The 21,546-nt window shown below is 41.8% G+C and carries 24 protein-coding genes and 1 pseudogene; 19 read left to right on the plus strand and 6 right to left on the minus strand.

Annotated elements, in window-relative coordinates; genetic code table 11:
- Positions 1-79: 79 nt before the first annotated feature.
- Complete coding sequence (locus B7696_RS05950; RefSeq protein WP_000800788.1) at positions 80-952, minus strand: hypothetical protein; 873 nt, start codon at positions 950-952, stop codon at positions 80-82.
- Positions 953-1,254: 302 nt separating this feature from the next.
- Between B7696_RS05950 and mnmA the strand changes: the two genes are divergently transcribed.
- The 3 genes from mnmA to mnmG all read left to right on the plus strand — a co-directional run bounded on the left by mnmA (position 1,255) and on the right by mnmG (position 4,895).
- Positions 1,255-2,376, plus strand: coding sequence for a tRNA 2-thiouridine(34) synthase MnmA (gene mnmA, locus B7696_RS05955; protein WP_084862715.1), 1,122 nt, complete (start codon positions 1,255-1,257; stop codon positions 2,374-2,376).
- A gap of 140 nt (positions 2,377-2,516) precedes the next feature.
- Positions 2,517-2,972, plus strand: a complete 456-nt coding sequence (locus B7696_RS05960) for an NUDIX hydrolase (protein ID WP_192856288.1) — start codon at positions 2,517-2,519, stop codon at positions 2,970-2,972.
- A 9-nt stretch (positions 2,973-2,981) separates the two neighbouring features.
- Positions 2,982-4,895, plus strand: a complete 1,914-nt coding sequence (mnmG, locus tag B7696_RS05965; protein WP_084862719.1) for a tRNA uridine-5-carboxymethylaminomethyl(34) synthesis enzyme MnmG — start codon at positions 2,982-2,984, stop codon at positions 4,893-4,895.
- A 139-nt stretch (positions 4,896-5,034) separates the two neighbouring features.
- Here the strand turns inward: mnmG and rnjA are convergent, their stop codons facing one another.
- Both rnjA and B7696_RS05975 read right to left on the minus strand, forming a co-directional pair.
- Positions 5,035-6,714, minus strand: a complete 1,680-nt coding sequence (rnjA, locus tag B7696_RS05970) for a ribonuclease J1 (RefSeq protein WP_084862721.1) — start codon at positions 6,712-6,714, stop codon at positions 5,035-5,037.
- A 1-nt stretch (position 6,715) separates the two neighbouring features.
- Positions 6,716-6,949 (minus strand): DNA-dependent RNA polymerase subunit epsilon, encoded by a 234-nt coding sequence (locus tag B7696_RS05975; protein WP_000639571.1) that lies wholly within the window; start codon positions 6,947-6,949, stop codon positions 6,716-6,718.
- Between the two features lie 277 nt (positions 6,950-7,226).
- Here B7696_RS05975 and B7696_RS05980 point away from each other — a divergent pair, with 277 nt between their 5' ends.
- Positions 7,227-7,442 carry a hypothetical protein gene (locus tag B7696_RS05980; RefSeq protein ID WP_049500723.1) on the plus strand — a complete coding sequence of 72 codons (216 nt, stop codon included), beginning with the start codon at positions 7,227-7,229 and terminating at the stop codon, positions 7,440-7,442.
- A gap of 301 nt (positions 7,443-7,743) precedes the next feature.
- Here the strand turns inward: B7696_RS05980 and cibB are convergent, their stop codons facing one another.
- Positions 7,744-7,896: a fratricide two-peptide bacteriocin subunit CibB gene (gene cibB / locus B7696_RS05990; RefSeq protein ID WP_000974044.1), complete on the minus strand. Its 153-nt coding sequence runs from the start codon at positions 7,894-7,896 to the stop codon at positions 7,744-7,746.
- A 1-nt stretch (position 7,897) separates the two neighbouring features.
- A complete protein-coding gene (cibA, locus tag B7696_RS05995) occupies positions 7,898-8,083 on the minus strand; it encodes a fratricide two-peptide bacteriocin subunit CibA (protein ID WP_000180841.1) in 186 nt (61 codons plus the stop codon).
- A gap of 177 nt (positions 8,084-8,260) precedes the next feature.
- Between cibA and tsaB the strand changes: the two genes are divergently transcribed.
- The 15 genes and pseudogenes from tsaB to B7696_RS06070 all read left to right on the plus strand — a co-directional run bounded on the left by tsaB (position 8,261) and on the right by B7696_RS06070 (position 20,874).
- Complete coding sequence (gene tsaB, locus B7696_RS06000) at positions 8,261-8,944, plus strand: tRNA (adenosine(37)-N6)-threonylcarbamoyltransferase complex dimerization subunit type 1 TsaB (RefSeq protein WP_020901818.1); 684 nt, start codon at positions 8,261-8,263, stop codon at positions 8,942-8,944.
- Entirely contained in the window at positions 8,941-9,378 is a 438-nt protein-coding gene (rimI, locus tag B7696_RS06005; RefSeq protein WP_020901819.1) for a ribosomal protein S18-alanine N-acetyltransferase, read from the plus strand. The genes tsaB and rimI overlap by 4 nt, the downstream gene beginning before the upstream one ends.
- Positions 9,368-10,378 carry a tRNA (adenosine(37)-N6)-threonylcarbamoyltransferase complex transferase subunit TsaD gene (tsaD, locus tag B7696_RS06010; protein WP_020901820.1) on the plus strand — a complete coding sequence of 337 codons (1,011 nt, stop codon included), beginning with the start codon at positions 9,368-9,370 and terminating at the stop codon, positions 10,376-10,378. Before rimI ends, tsaD begins: the two co-directional genes overlap by 11 nt.
- Before the next feature lie 103 nt (positions 10,379-10,481).
- Complete coding sequence (locus B7696_RS06015) at positions 10,482-11,345, plus strand: Rgg/GadR/MutR family transcriptional regulator (protein ID WP_084862723.1); 864 nt, start codon at positions 10,482-10,484, stop codon at positions 11,343-11,345.
- Positions 11,346-11,585: 240 nt separating this feature from the next.
- A pseudogene (locus tag B7696_RS06020) lies at positions 11,586-12,250 on the plus strand (lysostaphin resistance A-like protein).
- A 71-nt stretch (positions 12,251-12,321) separates the two neighbouring features.
- Complete coding sequence (locus B7696_RS06025; RefSeq protein WP_000862437.1) at positions 12,322-13,548, plus strand: MFS transporter; 1,227 nt, start codon at positions 12,322-12,324, stop codon at positions 13,546-13,548.
- A gap of 143 nt (positions 13,549-13,691) precedes the next feature.
- Positions 13,692-13,913, plus strand: coding sequence for a TetR/AcrR family transcriptional regulator (locus tag B7696_RS06030; RefSeq protein WP_004250194.1), 222 nt, complete (start codon positions 13,692-13,694; stop codon positions 13,911-13,913).
- A gap of 49 nt (positions 13,914-13,962) precedes the next feature.
- Entirely contained in the window at positions 13,963-14,475 is a 513-nt protein-coding gene (locus B7696_RS06035; RefSeq protein ID WP_023948489.1) for an HdeD family acid-resistance protein, read from the plus strand.
- A 125-nt stretch (positions 14,476-14,600) separates the two neighbouring features.
- The gene (locus B7696_RS06040; RefSeq protein WP_000659743.1) at positions 14,601-15,296 is read left to right on the plus strand and encodes an AzlC family ABC transporter permease; all 696 of its coding nucleotides are present in this window, start codon (positions 14,601-14,603) and stop codon (positions 15,294-15,296) included.
- The gene (locus tag B7696_RS06045) at positions 15,286-15,609 is read left to right on the plus strand and encodes an AzlD domain-containing protein (RefSeq protein ID WP_000253936.1); all 324 of its coding nucleotides are present in this window, start codon (positions 15,286-15,288) and stop codon (positions 15,607-15,609) included. The genes B7696_RS06040 and B7696_RS06045 overlap by 11 nt, the downstream gene beginning before the upstream one ends.
- 209 nt (positions 15,610-15,818) lie before the next feature.
- Positions 15,819-16,649, plus strand: coding sequence for an amino acid ABC transporter substrate-binding protein (locus tag B7696_RS06050; protein ID WP_004254995.1), 831 nt, complete (start codon positions 15,819-15,821; stop codon positions 16,647-16,649).
- Positions 16,650-16,801: 152 nt separating this feature from the next.
- Positions 16,802-17,656 carry a MetQ/NlpA family ABC transporter substrate-binding protein gene (locus tag B7696_RS06055; protein ID WP_070482468.1) on the plus strand — a complete coding sequence of 285 codons (855 nt, stop codon included), beginning with the start codon at positions 16,802-16,804 and terminating at the stop codon, positions 17,654-17,656.
- Between the two features lie 96 nt (positions 17,657-17,752).
- Entirely contained in the window at positions 17,753-19,126 is a 1,374-nt protein-coding gene (locus B7696_RS06060; protein ID WP_084862726.1) for a M20 family metallopeptidase, read from the plus strand.
- Positions 19,119-20,180: a methionine ABC transporter ATP-binding protein gene (locus tag B7696_RS06065; protein WP_084862728.1), complete on the plus strand. Its 1,062-nt coding sequence runs from the start codon at positions 19,119-19,121 to the stop codon at positions 20,178-20,180. Before B7696_RS06060 ends, B7696_RS06065 begins: the two co-directional genes overlap by 8 nt.
- Position 20,181: 1 nt before the next feature.
- A complete protein-coding gene (locus B7696_RS06070; protein WP_000444647.1) occupies positions 20,182-20,874 on the plus strand; it encodes a methionine ABC transporter permease in 693 nt (230 codons plus the stop codon).
- Positions 20,875-20,903: 29 nt separating this feature from the next.
- Here B7696_RS06070 and B7696_RS06075 read toward each other — a convergent pair whose 3' ends face one another.
- Complete coding sequence (locus tag B7696_RS06075; protein WP_084862730.1) at positions 20,904-21,473, minus strand: MptD family putative ECF transporter S component; 570 nt, start codon at positions 21,471-21,473, stop codon at positions 20,904-20,906.
- Between the last annotated feature and the right edge of the window lie 73 nt (positions 21,474-21,546).

The following is a 21,546-nucleotide window of genomic DNA, read 5'->3' on the forward strand; positions in this document are numbered from 1 at the left end:
TTATTTAGAAGTTAGTTTTTGTTAGCCTTTTATATACTTTGTTCGATAAAAGACAATTAAATTAGTGATAGCCGATTGCTTACTGCTGACCGAATGATGTAACTCCGCCACCTAAACTAGCGAGATCATCACTGTTTATTGTGGGAACTTCAGCATTGTTACTATTGGTATTAGTTTCTGCTTGAGCTTCTGAAGTATTAGCTGCTTGATTTTGTGTACTTGCCACATCATTTCCGCTGCTGCCAGCACTATTAGATGAAGGTGGTTCGCTTGCAGGCGCTTGTGAACTGTATCTGCTCCCATTTGACTCAGTATAGGTTGGAGTGTAGCTCCCTCCTCCTGAAGAATAGGTTTCTCTTTCCCCCTCGCTACTAGTCGTTCCTGTTTCTTTTTTGTCAGTCTTTTGTCCTTCTTTTTTGGTCAAGACTTCAACTTGCTTTTGGAATTTAGAAATTAGTTCTTGGATGGGTTTTATTTTTTCATCAATAGTGGCTTGTTCGCTTGTGGAGTTAACACTTTTAATGATTTCTAGTATTTTTTGTAAGGAAGTGATGGCTGTTTCAAGTGTTTGTTTATCTTCAAACTGACTATCGGATTCCTTTATATCCATTTTTAAAGCTTTTTCGCTATAATGATTGGTGATTTTATCGGACGTAGTAGTAAGAAAGTCTGCTAATGTTTGCTTGCCTTCGTCAGTGTTTGGCTTCAATTCTTGAATTCTTTTCCAATCTTCTATAATTGTTTCAGAATCGATATTAAAATCTTTGATGGCTTTTTTTACTTGTTCGACATCTTGTTCATTTTTTTGCCGTTTGAAGAAAGCAATATTGCCTCTTTCTGTTAAGATGTTTTCTTGGTGAATGACTAGACCAATTAAAAGTCCAATACTTGCGACAATGATAATAGTAAAAATGGTATTTTTTGATTTTAGAATATCTTTGTAGTTTTTCACAATCGTTCTACGTACATGGATGGTAGTATCTTTAAGGGATCATGTACGTATTCCTCCTCAATATAGTATATCATTTTTAGTTTATTTTATAAATAAGATAATAAGCAGTAGAGGGATTAAGCTATAAATTACCCTCTTTTTAAACAATTATATATGTATTTACAAAGAGGTTGGTCGATTGACATCCTCTTTCTTGTCTTCTCCAACCAAGCATGTTATAATGAATACTGCTCAAGCGACCTTCAATCGTTAAGCACACACGACCTTCAATCGTGAATAAACGAATAGATGGGAGACTTACCATGAGTGAGAACTCTAAAACACGTGTTGTCGTAGGGATGAGTGGTGGTGTTGATTCGTCGGTGACAGCTCTTCTTCTCAAGGAGCAGGGCTACGATGTGATCGGTATCTTCATGAAGAACTGGGACGACACAGATGAAAACGGCGTCTGTACGGCGACCGAAGATTACAAGGATGTGGCTGCGGTAGCAGACCAGATCGGCATTCCTTACTACTCTGTCAATTTTGAAAAAGAGTACTGGGACAGCGTTTTTGAGTATTTCCTAGCGGAATACCGTGCAGGACGCACGCCAAATCCAGATGTTATGTGCAACAAGGAAATCAAGTTTAAGGCCTTTTTGGACTATGCCATGACCTTGGGGGCAGACTATGTAGCGACTGGGCATTATGCCCGAGTGGCGCGTGATGAGGATGGCATCGTTCACATGCTTCGTGGCGTGGACAATGGCAAGGATCAGACTTATTTCCTCAGCCAACTTTCGCAAGAACAACTTCAAAAAACCATGTTCCCACTAGGACATTTGGAAAAGCCAGAAGTTCGCAGACTAGCAGAAGAAGCAGGCCTTGCAACTGCTAAGAAGAAAGACTCGACAGGGATTTGCTTTATCGGAGAAAAGAACTTTAAAAATTTCCTCAGTAACTACCTGCCAGCTCAGCCTGGTCGCATGATGACTGTGGATGGTCGCGATATGGGCGAGCATGCTGGGCTTATGTACTATACGATTGGTCAGCGTGGTGGACTTGGTATCGGTGGGCAACACGGTGGTGACAATGCCCCTTGGTTCGTTGTCGGAAAAGACCTAAGCAAGAATATTCTCTATGTAGGACAAGGATTCTATCATGATTCGCTCATGTCAACCAGTCTAGAAGCCAGTCAAGTTCACTTTACTCGTGAGATGCCAGAGGAATTTACGATAGAATGTACGGCTAAATTCCGCTATCGTCAGCCTGATTCTAAGGTGACCGTCCATGTCAAAGGAGACAAGGCAGAGGTTATCTTTGCAGAACCGCAACGCGCCATCACACCAGGTCAGGCAGTTGTCTTTTACGACGGGGAAGAGTGTCTAGGTGGTGGTTTGATTGACAATGCCTACCGCGATGGACAAGTTTGTCAGTACATTTAGATTGACAAATTTTCTCAATTTGCTACAATAATAAAAGCAATAGAAATGATGGTCAAAGCTCATGGATGTTGCAGGCTTTTTTGCCCTGCACTTCTTTGGAGTTTTGACTGTTTTTGTGTCGTTTAAGGGAAAGGATAAAAATGACTCAGCAAGACTTTCGGACAAAAATAGGAAATACAGTTTTTGGTGTTCGGGCGACAGCCTTGATTATCCAAAATCGCAAGCTTCTAGTCACCAGAGATAAGGACAAGTATTACACTATCGGTGGTGCGATTCAAGTCAATGAAAGAGCGGAGGACGCTGTAGTCCGTGAAGTGAGGGAAGAACTGGGTGCCAAAGCTGAGGCTAGACAGCTAGCTTTCGTGGTTGAAAATCGTTTTGAACAAGACGGTATTTCCTATCACAATATCGAGTTTCATTATCTGGTGGATTTGTTTGAGGATGCCCCATTGACCATGCAGGAAGATGAGAAAACGCAACCTTGCGAATGGATTGATTTGGATAAACTCGAGGATTTTCAGTTAGTTCCAGCCTTTTTAAAAACAGCCTTACCCGATTGGGACGGCCAACTAAGACACATTCATCTTGAGGAATAGGAGAGAAATATGACTTATAATTTTACTGAAGAATACGATATTATTGTAATTGGTGCGGGACACGCTGGGGTTGAGGCTTCCTTGGCTGCCAGCCGTATGGGCTGTAAGGTCTTGCTTGCGACTATCAACATTGAAATGCTGGCTTTCATGCCTTGTAACCCCTCTATCGGTGGTTCTGCCAAGGGGATTGTCGTGCGTGAAGTTGATGCCCTCGGTGGCGAGATGGCCAAAACTATTGACAAGACTTACATCCAGATGAAGATGCTCAACACAGGGAAGGGGCCAGCTGTTCGTGCCCTTCGTGCGCAGGCTGATAAGGAGCTTTACTCTAAGGAAATGCGCAAGACAGTTGAAAATCAAGAAAATCTGACCCTTCGTCAAACCATGATTGATGAGATTTTGGTGGAAGATGGCAAGGTTGTCGGTGTGCGTACAGCGACCCATCAAGAATATGCTGCTAAGGCTGTTATCGTGACGACAGGGACAGCCCTCCGTGGGGAAATTATCATTGGAGACCTCAAGTACTCATCAGGTCCTAACCACAGCCTAGCTTCTATTAACCTTGCTGACAATCTCAAGGAACTGGGCCTCGAAATTGGTCGTTTCAAGACAGGAACGCCTCCACGTGTCAAGGCTTCTTCAATCAACTACGATGTGACAGAAATTCAGCCAGGAGACGAAGCGCCTAATCATTTCTCATACACTTCACGTGATGAGGATTATGTCAAAGACCAAGTGCCATGTTGGTTGACCTATACTAACGGTACCAGTCATGAGATTATTCAAAATAATCTCCACCGTGCGCCTATGTTTACAGGTGTGGTTAAGGGAGTGGGGCCTCGTTACTGTCCGTCGATTGAAGACAAGATTGTGCGCTTTGCGGACAAGGAACGTCACCAACTCTTCCTTGAGCCAGAAGGGCGCAATACAGAGGAAGTCTATGTTCAAGGACTTTCAACCAGTCTGCCTGAGGATGTCCAGCGTGACTTGGTTCATTCCATCAAAGGTTTGGAAAATGCTGAAATGATGCGAACAGGTTATGCCATTGAGTACGATATGGTCTTGCCACACCAGTTGCGTGCGACTCTGGAAACCAAGAAAATCTCAGGTCTATTCACTGCTGGTCAGACAAATGGAACATCAGGTTATGAAGAAGCTGCTGGCCAAGGGATTATCGCTGGGATCAATGCGGCTTTGAAAGTCCAAGGCAAGCCTGAGTTGATTTTGAAGCGTAGTGACGGTTATATTGGGGTCATGATTGATGACTTGGTGACCAAGGGAACCATTGAACCCTACCGTCTATTGACCAGTCGTGCTGAATACCGCCTCATTCTCCGTCATGACAATGCCGATATGCGTTTGACTGAGATGGGACGCGAGATTGGCCTTGTGGATGATGAACGCTGGGCTCGCTTTGAAATTAAGAAAAATCAATTTGAAAATGAGATGAAGCGCCTCGACAGTATCAAACTCAAGCCGATCAAGGAAATCAATGCCAAGGTTGAGGCGATGGGCTTCAAGCCGTTGACCGATGCAGTGACAGCCAAGGAATTCCTTCGCCGTCCAGAAGTTTCTTACAAAGATGTGGTTGCCTTTATCGGACCAGCTGCAGAGGACTTGGATGACAAGATTATCGAATTGATTGAAACAGAAATCAAATACGAGGGTTACATCTCAAAAGCTATGGATCAGGTTGCCAAGATGAAACGCATGGAAGAAAAACGCATTCCAGCCAATATTGACTGGGATGATATTGATTCTATCGCGACGGAAGCCCGTCAGAAGTTCAAACTTATCAATCCAGAAACCATCGGCCAAGCCAGCCGTATTTCGGGAGTAAACCCAGCAGATATTTCTATTTTGATGGTGTATCTTGAAGGTAAAAATCGTAGTATTTCTAAAACTCTTCAAAAATCAAAATAATACGTCGTCGGCTTCGGCTCACCTAACTCAAGTTATGCTTTCGCCTAGCCTTCTAGTCTGATTTCGATTTTTATTGAGTTTCAATCTCAAAAGAAAGCATAGAGAAAAACAGCTCCGTCTTCGGGGCTGTTTTCTTGCTTTATTCTTCATCTGGTGTGAGGATCATAGGGATGATAATCGGTTCACGTTCTGTATTTTCATAAAGGAAGGGGCGAATAGCGTTGACAATGGCACCATTGACTGATTGCACGCTAGCATCCTTATTTTTCAGTGCGATACGAATTGCATTGAAGAGGATGCGCTGGCTTTGGCGAATCAAGTCGCCAGACTCTCTCATGTAGACAAAGCCTCGGCTGAGGATGTCTGGGCCAGACAGAATCATCTGCGATTTGAAGTCAACAGTTGCGACTGCCAGAACGACACCGTCTTCAGATAGATCACGACGATCTTTGAGGACAGCTGCGCCGATTTCACCGATACGATTTCCATCGACATAGATATCTTGGGCGTTGAAATGACCTGCGATACGAGCTGAGTCAGCAGTAAGGGCAAGCACATCACCATTGCTCATGATAAAGATATTGTCCTTCTCAACACCAGTATCTACTGCTAGTCCAGCGTGGACCTTTTGCATGCGGTATTCACCGTGGACAGGCATGAAGTATTTTGGCTTAATCAAGCGGAGCATGAGTTTTTGCTCTTGCTGACCACCGTGTCCAGATGTATGGATATTGTTCACTTTACCGTGGATAACTTCGACACCAGCTTCTGAAATGATGTTAATCAGCTTGTTGACGCTAGTAGTGTTTCCAGGGATTGGGCTAGAAGAGAAGATAACCGTATCACCTGGTTGGAGTTGCACCTGACGGTGGGTTCCGTTGGCGATACGAGAGAGGGCTGCCATCGGCTCGCCTTGACTACCTGTACAGAGGATAAGAATCTCGCCTGCAGGGTAGTCTTTGATTTCATTTGGCTCGATAAAGGTTCCCTTAGGAGCTTTGATGTAACCAAGCTCGATTCCGTTGACAATGGCTTTTTCCATAGAGCGACCAAAGACCGCAATCTTGCGTCCAGTCTTAACAGCGGCTTCTGTCGCTTGCTGGAGACGGAAGATATTTGAGGCAAAGGATGCAAAGATGATACGTCCTTCAATGCCTTGGATAATCTTCATGATGGACTGGCCAACGACTTTTTCAGAGTTGGTAAAGGTTGGAATTTCTGCATTTGTCGAGTCAGACAGGAGACAGAGTACACCTTCTTCACCAAGCGCAGCCATACGGTGCAAATCTGCTGGTTCACCAACTGGTGTTAAGTCAAACTTGAAGTCACCCGTACAGACAATTTTCCCTTGAGGAGTATGAATGACAATCCCCAAAGGCTCTGGAATAGAGTGAGTCGTTCTAAAGAAAGTTGCCTTGAGATTTTTAAAGGTCAACTCAGTGTTGTGGTTGATTTCGTAAAGTTTGGCGTTGCGCAAGAGGCCGTGTTCTTCGAGTTTCCCACGGATCAAAGCCAAGGCAAGTGGTCCAGCATAGATAGGGACATTTGCTTGCTTGAGTAGGAAAGGAATCCCACCGATGTGGTCCTCGTGTCCGTGTGTGATTAAGACAGCCTTGACGCGGTCGATATTGTCCACGATGTATGAGTAGTCAGGAATGACATAGTCGATACCCAGCAAGTCATCTTCTGGGAATTTAATCCCAGCATCGACGATAACAATCTCGTCTTGGTATTCAATCCCGTAAGTGTTTTTCCCGATTTCTCCCAGACCACCGATGGCAAAAACGCCGACTTCTTCAGGTTTAAGAGTGTAGGCCATATTAGAACTCCGTAATTTCGAAGGCGCCAGTTTCTTTTTCGTAATCTAGCAATTTGTCAGACAAGAGTTCGATATACTCGATATTGTACTCTGGGCGATTTTCTTCGACAAGTTGGCGAGCAGCGATACGGCCCTCAAGTTCTGAGTTAGCATCGATGTCTAGGTATAGTGCGCGTGTTGTTTCACGGCGTGGGCTACGTTCTTTTGTTTCTTGATAAAAAACTTTGTAAATCATATAGTTCCTTTCTATTTACAGGTCAGCTTATTCCAAACTTTTAGCAGAGAATTGCTTGATTTCATTCCATTTTTGTCTAGATTGACCTTGATTCGTTACAATTATTTCAATTATACCACAAAATGAAAAATTAGTAAAAGACGGAAACGAGAAAGTCATAGGGTTACTCGTTGGTAAGCGTTTGCAAAAATAAAGAAAATATGTTATTTTGATAATGGAAGTGGAATTTATCATTTGTCACAATTCCCTATAGTTTTTAAGTCAAGGAGGTTGCCCTATGTATAATTTATTTGCTTTTGCTATCGGAGCTCGCTTAGTAGCTTTTATTGTTTTTGTTGCTTGCGTTTATGGAGGGAATCTTCTATTTGCCAAACTGGAACAACGACAAACCAAGTTCTTGTGGAAAATTACCTTTGTGACTCTCTACTCGCTTTTTCTCCTCCTCGTAACCTATGTAGTTTGGTTTATATTTTACTTTGGATTAAATGCTTAGATGCCCTGCTCTGCTGGGGTATTTTTGTTTGGGGGCAAAGAAAATTCCACCCCATCTATCAAGATGAGGTGGTCTTTGCATTTTTCTAAAATGACATGACAATGGAATTTTCAGAGCTTATTAGCTTTATATTAATGATTCTTCTGCTCAAAAATAGAGTTGAAGACTAAAAACAAAACAATACAAACAGATAAATCGATTGGTAAAGGGATAGTAGTAATGTTTAAATCATTGAGAATGCTGAGCAAACTATAAGAGATAAAGATAATAAAATTTATCCTTCTAAAAATGTGTTTTTTATCTAGCATGACTTACCAAACTTTTTACGAAGGTCTTTTCCAATGGTATAACCTGCCATAAATAAAGCGATACCAACACCTACACCAAAACCACCCTTTATTTCTTGCAATTCCTTATTAGAAATTTCACAATAGTTGTTCAAATCTTTCATCATATTAATCTCCTCCTAAAAAATAACCAGCTGCCAAACCAGAACCTATAAGTGCTGTTCCACCTGCAATAGCTTTCCAAGATACTGCTACTCCAAAGATAACCAAGGGAGCGAGACCGCCATCAATATCTGATAATTCATTTTCAGATAAGGATAAAAATTGATTGTCAAGAACGTCAAAATTTGTCATTGAACTTTCCTCCTTTTTTCTTGTTCACTTTTATATTCGGAAAAGAAAAGGAAAAGTGAGCATTTTTTAAATTATTTTTTAGCTAAGTATAGGCATTTTTGTTTGGGGGCAAAGAAAATTCCCATGTGCCAGCTTTTGTAGTATAATAGTAAGCAGACAAAAAGATAGGAATGTGTTATGAAAGTATTAGCTTTTGATACGTCCAGCAAGGCTCTTTCTCTCGCTATTTTAGAGGACAAGCAGGTTCTTGCCGAGACGACGATTAATATTAAGAAAAATCACAGTATTACCCTTATGCCTGCCATCGATTTTTTGATGGCAAGTTTGGATTGGACACCCAAGGATTTGGACCGAATCGTGGTGGCGGAAGGGCCAGGTAGCTACACAGGTTTGCGAATCGCGGTAGCAACTGCCAAGACTTTGGCTCATACCCTGAACATTGAGTTAGTTGGTATGTCTAGCCTCTTGGCTCTGGTGCCCTACCAACAAGAAGGCTTGTTCGTTCCCTTGATGGATGCGCGTCGCAACAATGTTTATGCAGGATTTTATGAAAATGCCAAACCTGTCATGCCAGAAGCGCACCTATCTTTTGAAGAGGTGTTAGAGAAAGTTAAGGGTGCTAGTCAGGTAACCTTTGTCGGAGAAGTTGCCCCCTTTGTGGAGCAGATTCAAGAACACTTGCCAAGGACTAATTACAAAGAAACCTTGCCTAATGCAGCCAATCTTGCTCTTTTGGCTTGGGACAAGGAAGCAGACTCCTTGCATGATTTTGTGCCGAACTACCTCAAGCGTGTTGAGGCTGAGGAAAACTGGCTCAAGAACCATACCGAGTCTGGTAAGTCCTACATTAAACGCCTATGATAGAAATCAAACGAACTCACCAGCAACCTGATCTGGCTCAAGCCATCTACGCTGTTATGATAGCTGTTTACCCAGTCAGTCCTTGGACGCTGGAACAAATCCAAGCAGACCTGTCCCAAGACCAGACTTGGTATGCTCTAGCTTATGATGGGGAAGAAGTGATTGGCTTTCTAGCTGTGCAGGAGAATCTTTTTGAGGCAGAAGTCCTGCAAATCGCTGTCAAACAAACCTATCAGGGTCAGGGAATTGCATCAGCCTTGTTTGCTCAATTGCCGACAGACAAGGAGATTTTCCTCGAAGTCAGAAAGTCAAATCACCGAGCACAAGCATTTTACAAGAAAGAAAAGATGGCAGTCATCGCTGAGCGAAAGGCCTACTACCATGACCCAGTCGAGGATGCCATTATCATGAAGAGAGAAATAGATGAAGGATAGATATATTTTAGCATTTGAGACATCCTGTGATGAGACCAGTGTCGCCGTCTTGAAAAACGACGATGAGCTCTTGTCTAATGTCATTGCTAGTCAAATTGAGAGCCACAAACGTTTTGGGGGCGTAGTGCCAGAAGTAGCCAGTCGTCACCATGTCGAGGTCATTACAGCCTGCATCGAGGAGGCGTTGGCAGAAGCAGGGATTACCGAAGACGATGTAACAGCTGTGGCGGTTACCTATGGACCTGGCTTGGTGGGAGCTTTACTAGTTGGTTTATCAGCTGCTAAGGCCTTTGCTTGGGCACATGGACTTCCGCTGATTCCCGTTAACCACATGGCTGGTCACCTTATGGCAGCTCAGAGCGTGGAGCCTTTGGAGTTTCCCTTGCTAGCCCTCTTGGTCAGCGGTGGACACACAGAGTTGGTTTATGTTTCGGAGGCTGGTGACTACAAGATTGTTGGGGAAACGCGAGATGACGCGGTTGGTGAGGCCTATGATAAGGTCGGCCGTGTCATGGGCTTGACCTATCCTGCCGGTCGTGAGATTGACGAGCTGGCTCATCAGGGGCAGGATATTTATGACTTTCCTCGTGCCATGATTAAGGAAGATAATCTGGAGTTTTCATTCTCAGGTTTGAAATCTGCCTTTATCAATCTTCACCATAATGCCGAGCAAAAGGGAGAAAGTCTGTCTACAGAGGACTTGTGTGCATCCTTCCAAGCAGCTGTCCTGGATATTCTCATGGCAAAAACTAAGAAGGCTTTGGAGAAATACCCTGTTAAAACTCTAGTCGTGGCAGGTGGTGTGGCAGCCAATAAAGGTCTCAGAGAACGCCTAGCAACCGAAATCGCAGATGTCAAGGTCATCATTCCACCTCTGCGCCTCTGCGGAGACAATGCAGGTATGATTGCCTATGCCAGCGTCAGCGAATGGAACAAAGAAAACTTTGCAAGCTTGGACCTCAATGCCAAACCAAGTCTCGCTTTTGATACCATGGAATAAAGAGTCAGCTTAGGGCTGGCTTTTTTGCTCTCTTAAATGTCAGAATATTTTGACAAATAATTGTGAATAATGATATACTATATAAAAAATAGGAGGTGGTGAGATGATTGAGAGAATGGAGTTGGGAGAATTTTACAAGGAATTACGTTTGGCGAGAAAGCTCAAGCAGTCAGATGTGGCTTGTGCTGGTCTAACAGCCTCTCAGTTGTCCAAGTTTGAACTAGGGCAGTCTATGCTATCTGCGGATAAGTTGATCCTAGCCATCCAAGGGATCAATATGAATTTTGATGAGTTTGGTCATAAGCTAAACAATTATCAAGAATCCCTACATATGCAGATTGGTAGAAAGGTTGTGGATCGCTTTGCCCACCAAGATATAGCTGGTTTAGAGCAACTGTTGGAGGAAGTCGAGCAAGAACAGATGGCAGAGACCTATCGTCGTTTGAATGCCATTGTGATTAAAGATGCTATCCATTCCTTAGATAAAAGCTATCCGCTAGCAGAGGAGGATAGCGAGTTTTTAACTACCTACCTCTACGCTATTGAGTCTTGGACCTGGTTTGAACTCTATATATTCTGTAATACCATGCCTTTCTTGAGCAATCAAGATTTGATATTTTTATCAACCACTTTACTTGAGAAATCTAAGGAATTTAAAGAGTTGGTACATAATAGACTGTATATGAAAAGTGGATTTCTGAATATTATATCAGAGCTCATGGAGCGCAAACTTTTCTCTTACATCCCAATCTTTGAAGCTGAGCTGGGGAGTATGCTTCGTCCATACGATGTTTTTGAAAAAGTATTGAGGCAATTTTTAAAGAAAATGAGTATTTTCCTTCAAACCAAAGGAAACAATCAAAAAGAGATTGAACACTTTATCCAATCTCTGCAAGTATTAGAAAATCCACAATTAACAGCCCTCTTCGCATTGCGTTTTCAGCAATACAAAGAACTTATCGATTAGTTAGAAACGGGAAAATGATAATAATCTCAGCAACGATTGTCAATAATGTTAAAATTTGTTTTTTCATAGTTGCTCCACTCCTTAATTAGTGATAACTTTATTATACCAGTGAAATAATCAAATATACCAAAATCGCAAATCTGAAATTTTTATAAGCAAAAATGTCAAATATGCGATTTTTTAAAATAAGCCAATTTTCGTGTTATACTATCTTTATTTCATAGTATAGGAGAAAATAGAATGAAAAAGATAATCTCACGCTACTACTTGTTTATAGCTTTTCTACTAGTTATTGCTGACCAGAAGTTCAGTGGTCTAGTTTTACGCAGCAACCTTGTTACTGGTCTATCTGACTTTGCCTACTATTTGTCGGATATGATGTTGAATTTTCTTGTAGTCCTTCTTGCTTTTTTTGCTATGACTAAGTCAGGGAGATGGCAACAAATCAATAGTAGAAAGTTTAAAGGGTCCTATCTTTTCTATTCTTTTCTAGCTCTTCTTGCTTTTGTTATTTGGAATTTTGTTACATTTTTTATTTTTCCACCTACTCGAAATGAAATTTCTTATCAACATGCTGCTCCTACTTTTACAGGAGCTACGGCATTTTTGATGTATTTTTTTATCCTGTGATTGCAGGCCCCATTTTTGAAGAGATGATTTATCGTGGATTAGTGATGACTGCTCTGGAAAAAGGGAAGAAATGGGGACTGGATGTACTCGGATCAGCTATATTATTTGGAATCTTGCACATTAGTAGTCATGGTTGGGTCTTGACAGACTTTGTCTACTATATGGGTGGCGGCCTTATATTTGCAGTCTTATTTAGAGTAACAAAGTCAATTTATTGGCCTATTGGATTGCATATAGTCTACAATGGCATTGGTCAGCTTTTGATGTTACTGTAATTTTGGTTGTTAGTAGTATCGTGGTCTATCCTTGGGGAAAGATTCCCATTTGAATTCAAAAAGGAGTTGTGATGAAAGTATTTCTTCAAAATAGAGATTTTAGGCAATTAACCATCAACCAGTGGATTTCAACGGTTGGGGATACGATTTTTTATCTGGCCTTTTTGAATTATGTGGCAGATGCATCTTTTGCCCCTTTGGCGATTTTACTGATCACGATTTCAGAAACCCTTCCTCAAGTTCTGCAAATCTTTCTGGGAGTTTTGGCGGATTTTCAACATCATCGTGTCCTAAAATATACAATGATTAGTTTTGCAAAATTTTTGCTTTACTCTATCGTTTCTTTATCACTTTCAGGGCAGTCCTTTTCCTTGTTATTAGTAGCATTTATTTGTCTGATTAACCTCTTATCTGACACATTGAGTTATTTTTCAGGCGCCATGCTCACTCCGATTTTCATTAGAATTATTGGGCAAGACCATCTGGCAGAAGCTATTGGATTTAAACAGTCAACTGTTAGTTTAGTGAAAACAATCAGTAATATTCTAGGAGGAGTCTTACTAGGTATTCTATCTATCCAGTCTATTTCCTTACTGAATGCTCTGACCTTTTTAATCGCATTTTTAGGTATTCTTTTCATAAAAACAGACCTCTTGAAAGTAGAAAAAACGATTAGCTATCAAGAAGGACTCTCTGTAAAATCCTTTTGCCAGCATCTGCTCCAATCATCAAAATTGATATGGAATATGAATAAGGTGCTCTTGGTTTTGTTTATTATCTCTATTAGTCAAGCAGTGATAAATGTTACAGTTCCTGTTTCTACTCTGTTTTTGAGGAATCAGCCCTTTTTGAATTTACAAACAGGTCAATCTCTTGCCTTGTTATCCACCCTTGAATTGTCAGCCCTTATTGTCGGAAGCCTTGTGAGTGGCTATCTGAAGAATACAATCTCCATAAAACTAGCCCTATATGCCTCGCTTATTATCCAATTACTCCTTTTAGTTGGCTTTGTGGCAGTTCGTTTTGACTGGATTCTTATCTTTAGTGCCTTGGATGCCTTTTTCGCAGGTATCCTCTCTCCTCGATTACAGGAACTCATTTTTAAACAAATACCTGAGGAGTCAATGGGAGCAGTTCAATCCTCTATCGGCGCCATTACAGTTGTTTTACCTAGCTTATTTACAATAGCTTTGGTAACCATTGCTACTAGCTTTGGAACTCTGGCAGTTAGCTTTGTTTTATTGCTATTTCTTCTAGCTGCCTTTATCATACTCTTGAATATCCGTGAAAACATTTAGCGAAGAATGTGTATATTATATGTTTGAGACTGGATTCCAGTCTGTTTATGATGGCTACAATCAGCAGACTGTTAAATTTTTGAGAAAGTTGCTTGACATTTTAGACCAATCGGTTTATAATTAAAAAATGTAGAGGTAAATACATGAGAAAAGAAGAAAAAACAAGACTACGAAGAGAGAAAATCATTACCGCTGCTTTGTTTGAATTTGCTACAAAAGGCTATCAAGGTTTTGTCATCAATGAACTTTGTAAAGTGGATGGTATTGCCAAAGGAGTTTTGTATCATAATTTTTCAGGGAAATCAGACCTCTATCTAACTTGGTTTCAGGATATGAACATCAATTATCACAGGTTTTGGATATGATGATTTATGGAATACTAGAGGAAGATTCCTCTAAAAAAGGAGAAAAATAATGTCGAAAATTTGGAAATGGTTGTTACTAATTGCGGGTATTTTTGCAGTTTTTGCAGGTTTTAATATGTTTGCACATCCTCTTATTAGCTTGGCTTCCATGACTTTCTTGTTTGCACTTGTATTTGCAGTTCAAGGGATTTCTGAGATTGTACAATACTTCAAATCAGAAGAAAAGCATGGCTGGAATTTATTTGGAGGAATTGTTACCCTCATCCTCGCTCTTACCTTATTCTCAGGTAGCTTTATTGAAATGGTAACATTTGTACCATTTATCATTTCTTTATGGGCCTTGACAAATGGTATTACAAAAACTATCGTTGGTTTCAAGGTTCGTAAGACGGATAAATCGGTAGGTACCCCTCTAGTTTGGATGGGGATTTTAGGAATCGTAGCAGGTTTAATCATGATGGGATACCCATTGATGACCGGTCTCTATATTAGTTACACCATTGCCTTTGTCTTTATTTATCAAGGTATTGTGGCAATTGTTCAATTCTTCAAGATTAAATAAGAATAAAATGGAGTCTGTCTGATTACAATCAGCAGACTTTTTTCTCTTTCCTGAATGTGTTATAATAGTCCATGCTATGGCTGGAGCCTTTTCAGCCCATTTATTAAGACAATATGAGGAGAAATATGAAAGAAAAAGGATTTTGGGAGGGGGCGCAGGCAGCTATGCCAACAGCCCTTGGTTATGTCAGTATTGGCCTTGCCTGTGGGATTATCGGTGCGCCCTATGTGACACCTGTTGAGATGGGCTTGATGAGCCTCTTTGTTTATGCTGGGAGTGCCCAGTTTGCTATGTTGGCCTTGATTGCGGTTCAAGCGCCTGTAGCAGCTATTGCTATGACGGTCTTTTTGATTAATTTGCGTCTCTTTTTGTTGAGTTTGCATGCGTCGACCTATTTTCGTCATACTAGTCTCTGGCAAAATATCGGTATGTCTAGCCTTTTGACAGATGAAACCTATGGCGTTTTGATGGGCGAATTGGCCCATACAGACAAGGTCAATCCTATGTGGATGCACGGAAACAATCTCAATAGCTATGTGGCTTGGTTTGTGGGGACAGTAGTCGGAACGGCTCTGGGTGGCCTACTGCCAAATCCAGAAATCTTTGGTTTAGATTTTGCCCTGGTTGGGATGTTTATTGGTATTTTTGCTTCGCAATTCCAGATTATGCAAAGACGGATTCCTGTCCGCAATCTGCTGATTATCCTAGCAGTTGTTGCGGTGTCCTTCTTTTTACTCTTAACAGTGGTGTCTCAATCACTAGCTGTTCTGTTTGCGACCTTGCTAGGTTGTACAATGGGGGTGGTTTTAGATGGTCAGTAAGTATCTTTTATTAGCAGTTATTTTCTCTGGTTTGGTGACCTGGATTCCCCGTATGATTCCCTTCATCTTGGTCAAGTATAAGGGCCTGCCTGCAATCGTTGAGCGTTTTTTGAAGTTCTTGCCCGTTTCTATTATCTTTGCCTTGATTCTTTCAAGCGTAGTGACAGGCAAGGTTGGGAGTCTTCCTCAAATCAAATGGCTGGACTTCTTAGCAGTCTTTCCAACGGCTTGGGTAGCCTTTCGCTACCGCAATCTAGTTGGAACAGTTCTCTTTGGAGTGGTCTTAATTGCAGTCTTGCGTTTGGTCTTTTAATACTCTTCGAAAATCAAATTCAAACCACGTCAGCGTCGCCTTACCGTACTCAAGTACAGCTTGCGGCTAGCTTCCTAGTTTGCTCTTTGATTTTCATTGAGTATAAATTACCCATAAAGAAAATCTATCACAGAGATAAATATTATATAATGGCATAATTACTTTTTTTCTGATAAGATAATAAGGTATTCTATTTTGGAGGAAATGACATGAAAAAAATCGTTAAATACTCATCTCTTGCTGCCCTAGGGCTTGTTGCTGCAGGTGTGTTAGCAGCTTGCTCAGGTGGTGCTAAGAAAGAAGGAGAAGCAGCTAGCAAGAAAGAAATTATCGTTGCAACTAATGCTACACCAAAACCATTCAACTATGAAGAAAATGGCGAATTGACTGGTTACGAAATTGAAGTGGTTCGCGCTATCTTTAAAGACTCTGACAAGTATGATGTCAAGTTTGAGAAGACAGAGTGGTCAGGAGTCTTTGCAGGACTTGATGCCGACCGTTACAATATGGCTGTTAGCAACATCAGCTACACTAAAGAACGTGCTGAAAAATACCTTTATGCAGCTCCAACTGCTAAAAACCCTAACGTTCTTGTAGTGAAAAAAGATGACCCTAGCATCAAATCGCTTGATGATATCGGTGGAAAATCAACAGAAGTTGTTCAAGGGACAACTTCTGCTAAACAGCTAGAAGACTACAACAAACAACATTCAGATAATCCAACTGTCCTAAAGTATACTAAAGCAGACTTCCAACAAATCATGGGACGCTTGAGCGATGGCCAGTTTGACTACAAGATTTTTGATAAAATCGGTGTTGAAACAGTCATCAAGGACCAAGGTTTGGACAACTTGAAAGTGATCGAACTTCCAAGCGACCAACAACCTTATGTTTACCCACTTCTTGCTAAAGGTCAAGATGAGTTGAAAACATTTGTAGACAAACGTATCCAAGAACTCTACAAAGACGGAACTCTTGAAAAATTGTCTAAACAATTCTTCGGCGACACTTACCTACCAGCAGAAGCTGATATTAAATAATTTTTTGAAATCATCCATTCTGATCAGGTGGATGATTTCTCAGTTTTTAAGGATATAGTTTTAAACTATATATCTGACTATCTAATAACAATTTGTGAAATCAAACAAATTGTGAGATACTAGTACGGTATTATTTTTAAGGAGAAAGAATCATGAAAATCAAAAAATGGCTTGGTGTAGCAGCTCTTGCTACAGTCGCAGGTTTGGCTCTTGCAGCTTGCGGAAATTCAGAAAAGAAAGCAGACAATGCAACAACTATCAAAATCGCAACTGTTAACCGTAGCGGTTCTGAAGAAAAACGTTGGGACAAAATCCAAGAATTGGTTAAAAAAGACGGTATCACTTTGGAATTTACAGAGTTCACAGACTACTCACAACCAAACAAGGCAACTGCTGATGGCGAAGTAGACTTGAACGCTTTCCAACACTATAACTTCTTGAACAACTGGAACAAAGAAAACGGGAAAGACCTTGTAGCGATTGCAGATACTTACATCTCTCCAATCCGCCTTTACTCAGGTTTGAATGGAAGTGACAACAAGTACACTAAAGTAGAAGACATCCCAGCAAACGGAGAAATCGCTGTACCGAACGATGCTACAAACGAAAGCCGTGCGCTTTACTTGCTTCAATCAGCTGGCTTGATTAAATTGGACGTTTCAGGAACTGCCCTTGCAACAGTTGCTAACATCAAAGAAAATCCAAAGAACTTGAAAATCACTGAATTGGACGCTAGCCAAACAGCTCGTTCATTGTCATCAGTTGACGCTGCCGTTGTAAACAATACCTTCGTTACAGAAGCAAAATTGGACTACAAGAAAGCACTTTTCAAAGAACAAGCTGATGAAAATTCAAAACAATGGTACAACATCATCGTTGCGAAAAAAGATTGGGAATCATCACCAAAAGCTGATGCTATCAAGAAAGTAATCGCAGCTTACCATACAGATGAAGTGAAAAAAGTTATCGAAGAAACATCAGACGGTTTGGATCAACCAGTTTGGTAATAAGAAACAGGGAGGTGGGAGAGAAAATTCCACCTCTTGCTTTTGTATAAAGCATGGATTGTCAGGAAGAGTAGTTCATAGAAAGGTAGAGAGAATATGGTTTTTCCTAGCGAACAAGAACAGATTGAAAAATTTGAAAAAGATCATGTGGCCCAGCATTATTTTGAGGTTTTGCGTACCTTGATTTCTAAGAAATCAGTCTTTGCCCAGCAGGTTGGACTTAAGGAAGTCGCAAACTATCTGGGTGAGATTTTCAAACGTGTTGGGGCTGAAGTGGAGATTGATGAGACTTATATGGCGCCCTTTGTCATGGCGCATTTCAAGAGTTCGCGTCCAGATGCCAAAACCCTGATTTTCTATAACCACTATGACACTGTGCCAGCGGATGGGGATCAGGTCTGGACAGAGGATCCCTTTACGCTTTCGGTCCGCAATGGTTTCATGTATGGGCGTGGGGTTGACGATGACAAGGGCCATATTACAGCTCGTTTGAGTGCTTTGAGAAAGTATATGCAGCACCATGATGATCTGCCTGTCAATATCAGTTTTATCATGGAGGGAGCGGAGGAATCAGCTTCGACAGACCTAGATAAGTATCTGGAAAAGCACGCTGATAAACTCCGTGGTGCGGATTTATTGGTCTGGGAACAAGGGACCAAAAATGCCTTGGAACAGCTAGAAATTTCTGGTGGAAATAAGGGGATTGTGACCTTTGATGCCAAGGTAAAAAGCGCTGATGTCGATATCCATTCTAGTTATGGTGGGGTTGTAGAATCAGCTCCCTGGTACCTCCTTCAAGCTCTACAGTCTCTTCGTGCTGCTGATGGCCGTATCTTGGTTGAAGGCTTGTACGAAGAAGTACAAGAGCCAAATGAACGTGAATTGGCCTTGGTGGGTACCTATGCCCAACGAAATCCAGGGGAAATCAGCCAGATTTATGGTTTGGAATTGCCCCTTTTACAAGAGGACCGCGCAGCCTTTCTGAAACGTTTCTTTTTCGAGCCAGCCCTTAATATCGAAGGGATTCAGTCAGGTTACCAAGGACAAGGGGTTAAAACGATTTTGCCAGCAGAAGCCAGTGCTAAGCTAGAGGTTCGTTTGGTTCCTGGTCTAGAACCGCATGATGTTCTGGAAAAAATTCGGAAACAGCTAGACAAAAATGGCTTTGATAAGGTAGAATTATACTATACCTTGGGAGAGATGAGCTATCGAAGCGATATGAGCGCGCCAGCCATTCTCAATATGATCGAGTTGGCCAAGAAATTCTATCCACAGGGCGTTTCAGTCTTGCCGACGACAGCGGGGACAGGGCCTATGCATACGGTCTTTGATGCCCTAGAAGTACCAATGGTGGCCTTCGGTCTAGGAAATGCCAATAGTCGAGACCACGGTGGAGATGAGAACGTGCGAATCGCCGATTACTACACCCATATTGAATTAGTAGAGGAGCTGATTAGAAGCTATGAGTAGAGATATTATCAAGTTAGATCAGATCGATGTGACCTTTCATCAAAAGAAGAGAACCATCACAGCGGTCAAGGATGTGACCATTCACATCCAAGAAGGGGATATCTACGGAATCGTTGGATATTCTGGAGCAGGGAAATCAACCCTTGTACGGGTGATTAATCTCTTGCAAAAACCATCTGCAGGGAAAATTACCATTGACGACGATGTGATTTTTGATGGCAAGGTCACCTTGACGGCCGAGCAGTTGCGTCGTAAACGTCAAGATATCGGGATGATTTTCCAGCATTTTAACCTGATGAGTCAGAAGACTGCGGAGGAGAATGTAGCCTTTGCCCTTAAACATTCTGGACTTAGCAAGGAAGAAAAGAAGGCTAAAGTAGCTAAGTTGTTGGACTTGGTTGGCTTGGCGGACCGTGCTGAAAACTACCCTTCACAACTATCTGGAGGGCAAAAACAGCGTGTAGCCATTGCGCGTGCCTTGGCAAATGATCCAAAAATCTTGATTTCAGACGAGTCAACTTCTGCCCTTGACCCTAAGACAACCAAGCAGATTTTGGCCTTGTTGCAAGATTTGAACCAAAAATTAGGCTTGACTGTTGTCTTGATTACGCATGAAATGCAGATTGTCAAAGACATCGCCAATCGTGTGGCAGTTATGCAGGACGGGTATTTGATTGAGGAGGGTAGTGTCCTTGAAATCTTCTCAGACCCTAAACAAGCTTTGACTCAAGACTTTATCTCAACAGCAACAGGAATTGATGAAGCTATGGTCAAGATTGAGAAGCAAGAAATCGTGCAACACCTGTCTGAAAACAGTCTATTGGTGCAACTCAAGTATGCAGGTGCTTCAACAGACGAGCCACTTTTGAATGAATTGTACAAGCGTTACCAAGTAACGGCTAATATCCTCTATGGAAATATCGAAATCCTCGATGGCACTCCTGTTGGAGAGTTAGTTGTGGTCTTGTCAGGTGAAAAAGCAGCGCTAGCGGGTGCCCAAGAAGCCATTCGTCAAGCAGGCGTACAGCTAAAAGTATTGAAGGGAGGACAGTAAGATGGAATCATTGATTCAAACCTATTTGCCAAATGTCTATAAGATGGGCTGGGCTGGTCAGGCAGGCTGGGGAACAGCCATCTACCTAACCCTCTATATGACAGTTCTTTCCTTCATCATCGGAGGGTTCTTAGGGCTAGTTGCTGGTCTCTTCCTTGTCTTGACAGCACCAGGTGGTGTCTTGGAAAATAAAGTCGTTTTCTGGATTTTGGATAAAATCACTTCTATTTTCCGTGCGGTTCCATTTATCATTCTCTTGGCAGTCTTGTCACCCTTCTCTCATCTAATCGTAGGAACAAGCATTGGTCCAAATGCGGCTATCGTACCGCTATCTTTTGCAGTCTTTGCCTTCTTTGCCCGTCAAGTACAGGTGGTATTGGCTGAGCTAGATGGTGGTGTCATTGAGGCGGCTCAAGCTAGCGGAGCGACCTTCTGGGACATCGTGGGAGTTTACCTATCCGAAGGTCTTCCAGATTTGATCCGTGTGACGACTGTGACCTTGATTTCCCTTGTTGGGGAAACAGCTATGGCGGGGGCAGTTGGAGCTGGTGGTATCGGTAACGTAGCCATCGCTTATGGATTTAACCGCTACAATCACGATGTGACCATCTTGGCAACCATCATTATCATTTTGATTATCTTTGCAATCCAATTCTTGGGAGATTTCTTGACCAAGAAATTGAGCCATAAATAAAAAAGAGCCGTGTGGCTCTTTTTTAGTAATCAGATTTTCTGTGCCAATTTTTTACTCAATGCTTGTCCAATCAAGGCACCCACTAGGGCTCCGATGACAATACTTGCGATAAATAGAAGGATGGTTCCAGGGTTTGGCACAACCATGATACGGTCGATATATTCTTGGGATTTTCCTCTTGCTAGAAGGGTTGCCATATAGGCTTTGGGCGCAATCCACATGATTAGAATTGGTCCTGATGTGCTAAAGGCAAAGAGTATGAAAGAAAGGAAATTCTTAGTTTGGTCCTTGTATTTTCCGAGGTTAGCTACTGCATCTGCTAGCAGGCCACAGATAATTCCAGGAAGGAAGGCACCGGCACCGTGTTTAGTTCCCAAGAAAAAGAGGGCGATGACAAGGCCGATAGTGGTAATGGCTCCAAAGCGCGGAACTTTTGCGACTAGGATCATATAGACGCTACCGCCGACAAGGGCAGTAAAGGCAGGCGCATAAAACATGTTTCCAGCTTGGTCAAAGAGATTGCCCAAAAGGACACCAATCCCCATGCAGAGGAAGTAAAGAACTGCAAAAAGAAGTGTAGTTAAGATAGATTTCTTCATGAATTGTCTCCTGATAATTTTTTCACAATTCTCATTTTACCACGGTTTGATGGGATTGTAAATGGGCACTAGA

Source organism: Streptococcus mitis, from assembly GCF_002096815.1.
Taxonomy (GTDB): Bacteria; Bacillota; Bacilli; order Lactobacillales; family Streptococcaceae; genus Streptococcus; species Streptococcus mitis_AD.

Bases quoted from the DNA above. Each gene is read 5' to 3' on its own strand.
- B7696_RS06040 (WP_000659743.1), top strand. From the start codon at position 14,601: ATGAAAGAAAAAGGATTTTGGGAGGGGGCGCAGGCAGCTATGCCAACA.
- B7696_RS05980 (WP_049500723.1), top strand. From the start codon at position 7,227: ATGTATAATTTATTTGCTTTTGCTATCGGAGCTCGCTTAGTAGCTTTT.
- B7696_RS06030 (WP_004250194.1), top strand. From the start codon at position 13,692: ATGAGAAAAGAAGAAAAAACAAGACTACGAAGAGAGAAAATCATTACC.
- B7696_RS06070 (WP_000444647.1), top strand. From the start codon at position 20,182: ATGGAATCATTGATTCAAACCTATTTGCCAAATGTCTATAAGATGGGC.
- rnjA (WP_084862721.1), bottom strand. From the start codon at position 6,714: ATGGCCTACACTCTTAAACCTGAAGAAGTCGGCGTTTTTGCCATCGGT.
- B7696_RS06035 (WP_023948489.1), top strand. From the start codon at position 13,963: ATGTCGAAAATTTGGAAATGGTTGTTACTAATTGCGGGTATTTTTGCA.
- B7696_RS06015 (WP_084862723.1), top strand. From the start codon at position 10,482: ATGATTGAGAGAATGGAGTTGGGAGAATTTTACAAGGAATTACGTTTG.
- cibB (WP_000974044.1), bottom strand. From the start codon at position 7,896: ATGATGAAAGATTTGAACAACTATTGTGAAATTTCTAATAAGGAATTG.
- B7696_RS05975 (WP_000639571.1), bottom strand. From the start codon at position 6,949: ATGATTTACAAAGTTTTTTATCAAGAAACAAAAGAACGTAGCCCACGC.
- cibA (WP_000180841.1), bottom strand. From the start codon at position 8,083: ATGACAAATTTTGACGTTCTTGACAATCAATTTTTATCCTTATCTGAA.
- tsaB (WP_020901818.1), top strand. From the start codon at position 8,261: ATGAAAGTATTAGCTTTTGATACGTCCAGCAAGGCTCTTTCTCTCGCT.
- B7696_RS05960 (WP_192856288.1), top strand. From the start codon at position 2,517: ATGACTCAGCAAGACTTTCGGACAAAAATAGGAAATACAGTTTTTGGT.
- mnmG (WP_084862719.1), top strand. From the start codon at position 2,982: ATGACTTATAATTTTACTGAAGAATACGATATTATTGTAATTGGTGCG.
- B7696_RS06060 (WP_084862726.1), top strand. From the start codon at position 17,753: ATGGTTTTTCCTAGCGAACAAGAACAGATTGAAAAATTTGAAAAAGAT.
- tsaD (WP_020901820.1), top strand. From the start codon at position 9,368: ATGAAGGATAGATATATTTTAGCATTTGAGACATCCTGTGATGAGACC.
- B7696_RS06065 (WP_084862728.1), top strand. From the start codon at position 19,119: ATGAGTAGAGATATTATCAAGTTAGATCAGATCGATGTGACCTTTCAT.
- B7696_RS06055 (WP_070482468.1), top strand. From the start codon at position 16,802: ATGAAAATCAAAAAATGGCTTGGTGTAGCAGCTCTTGCTACAGTCGCA.
- B7696_RS06050 (WP_004254995.1), top strand. From the start codon at position 15,819: ATGAAAAAAATCGTTAAATACTCATCTCTTGCTGCCCTAGGGCTTGTT.
- B7696_RS06045 (WP_000253936.1), top strand. From the start codon at position 15,286: ATGGTCAGTAAGTATCTTTTATTAGCAGTTATTTTCTCTGGTTTGGTG.
- mnmA (WP_084862715.1), top strand. From the start codon at position 1,255: ATGAGTGAGAACTCTAAAACACGTGTTGTCGTAGGGATGAGTGGTGGT.
- B7696_RS06075 (WP_084862730.1), bottom strand. From the start codon at position 21,473: ATGAAGAAATCTATCTTAACTACACTTCTTTTTGCAGTTCTTTACTTC.
- rimI (WP_020901819.1), top strand. From the start codon at position 8,941: ATGATAGAAATCAAACGAACTCACCAGCAACCTGATCTGGCTCAAGCC.
- B7696_RS06025 (WP_000862437.1), top strand. From the start codon at position 12,322: ATGAAAGTATTTCTTCAAAATAGAGATTTTAGGCAATTAACCATCAAC.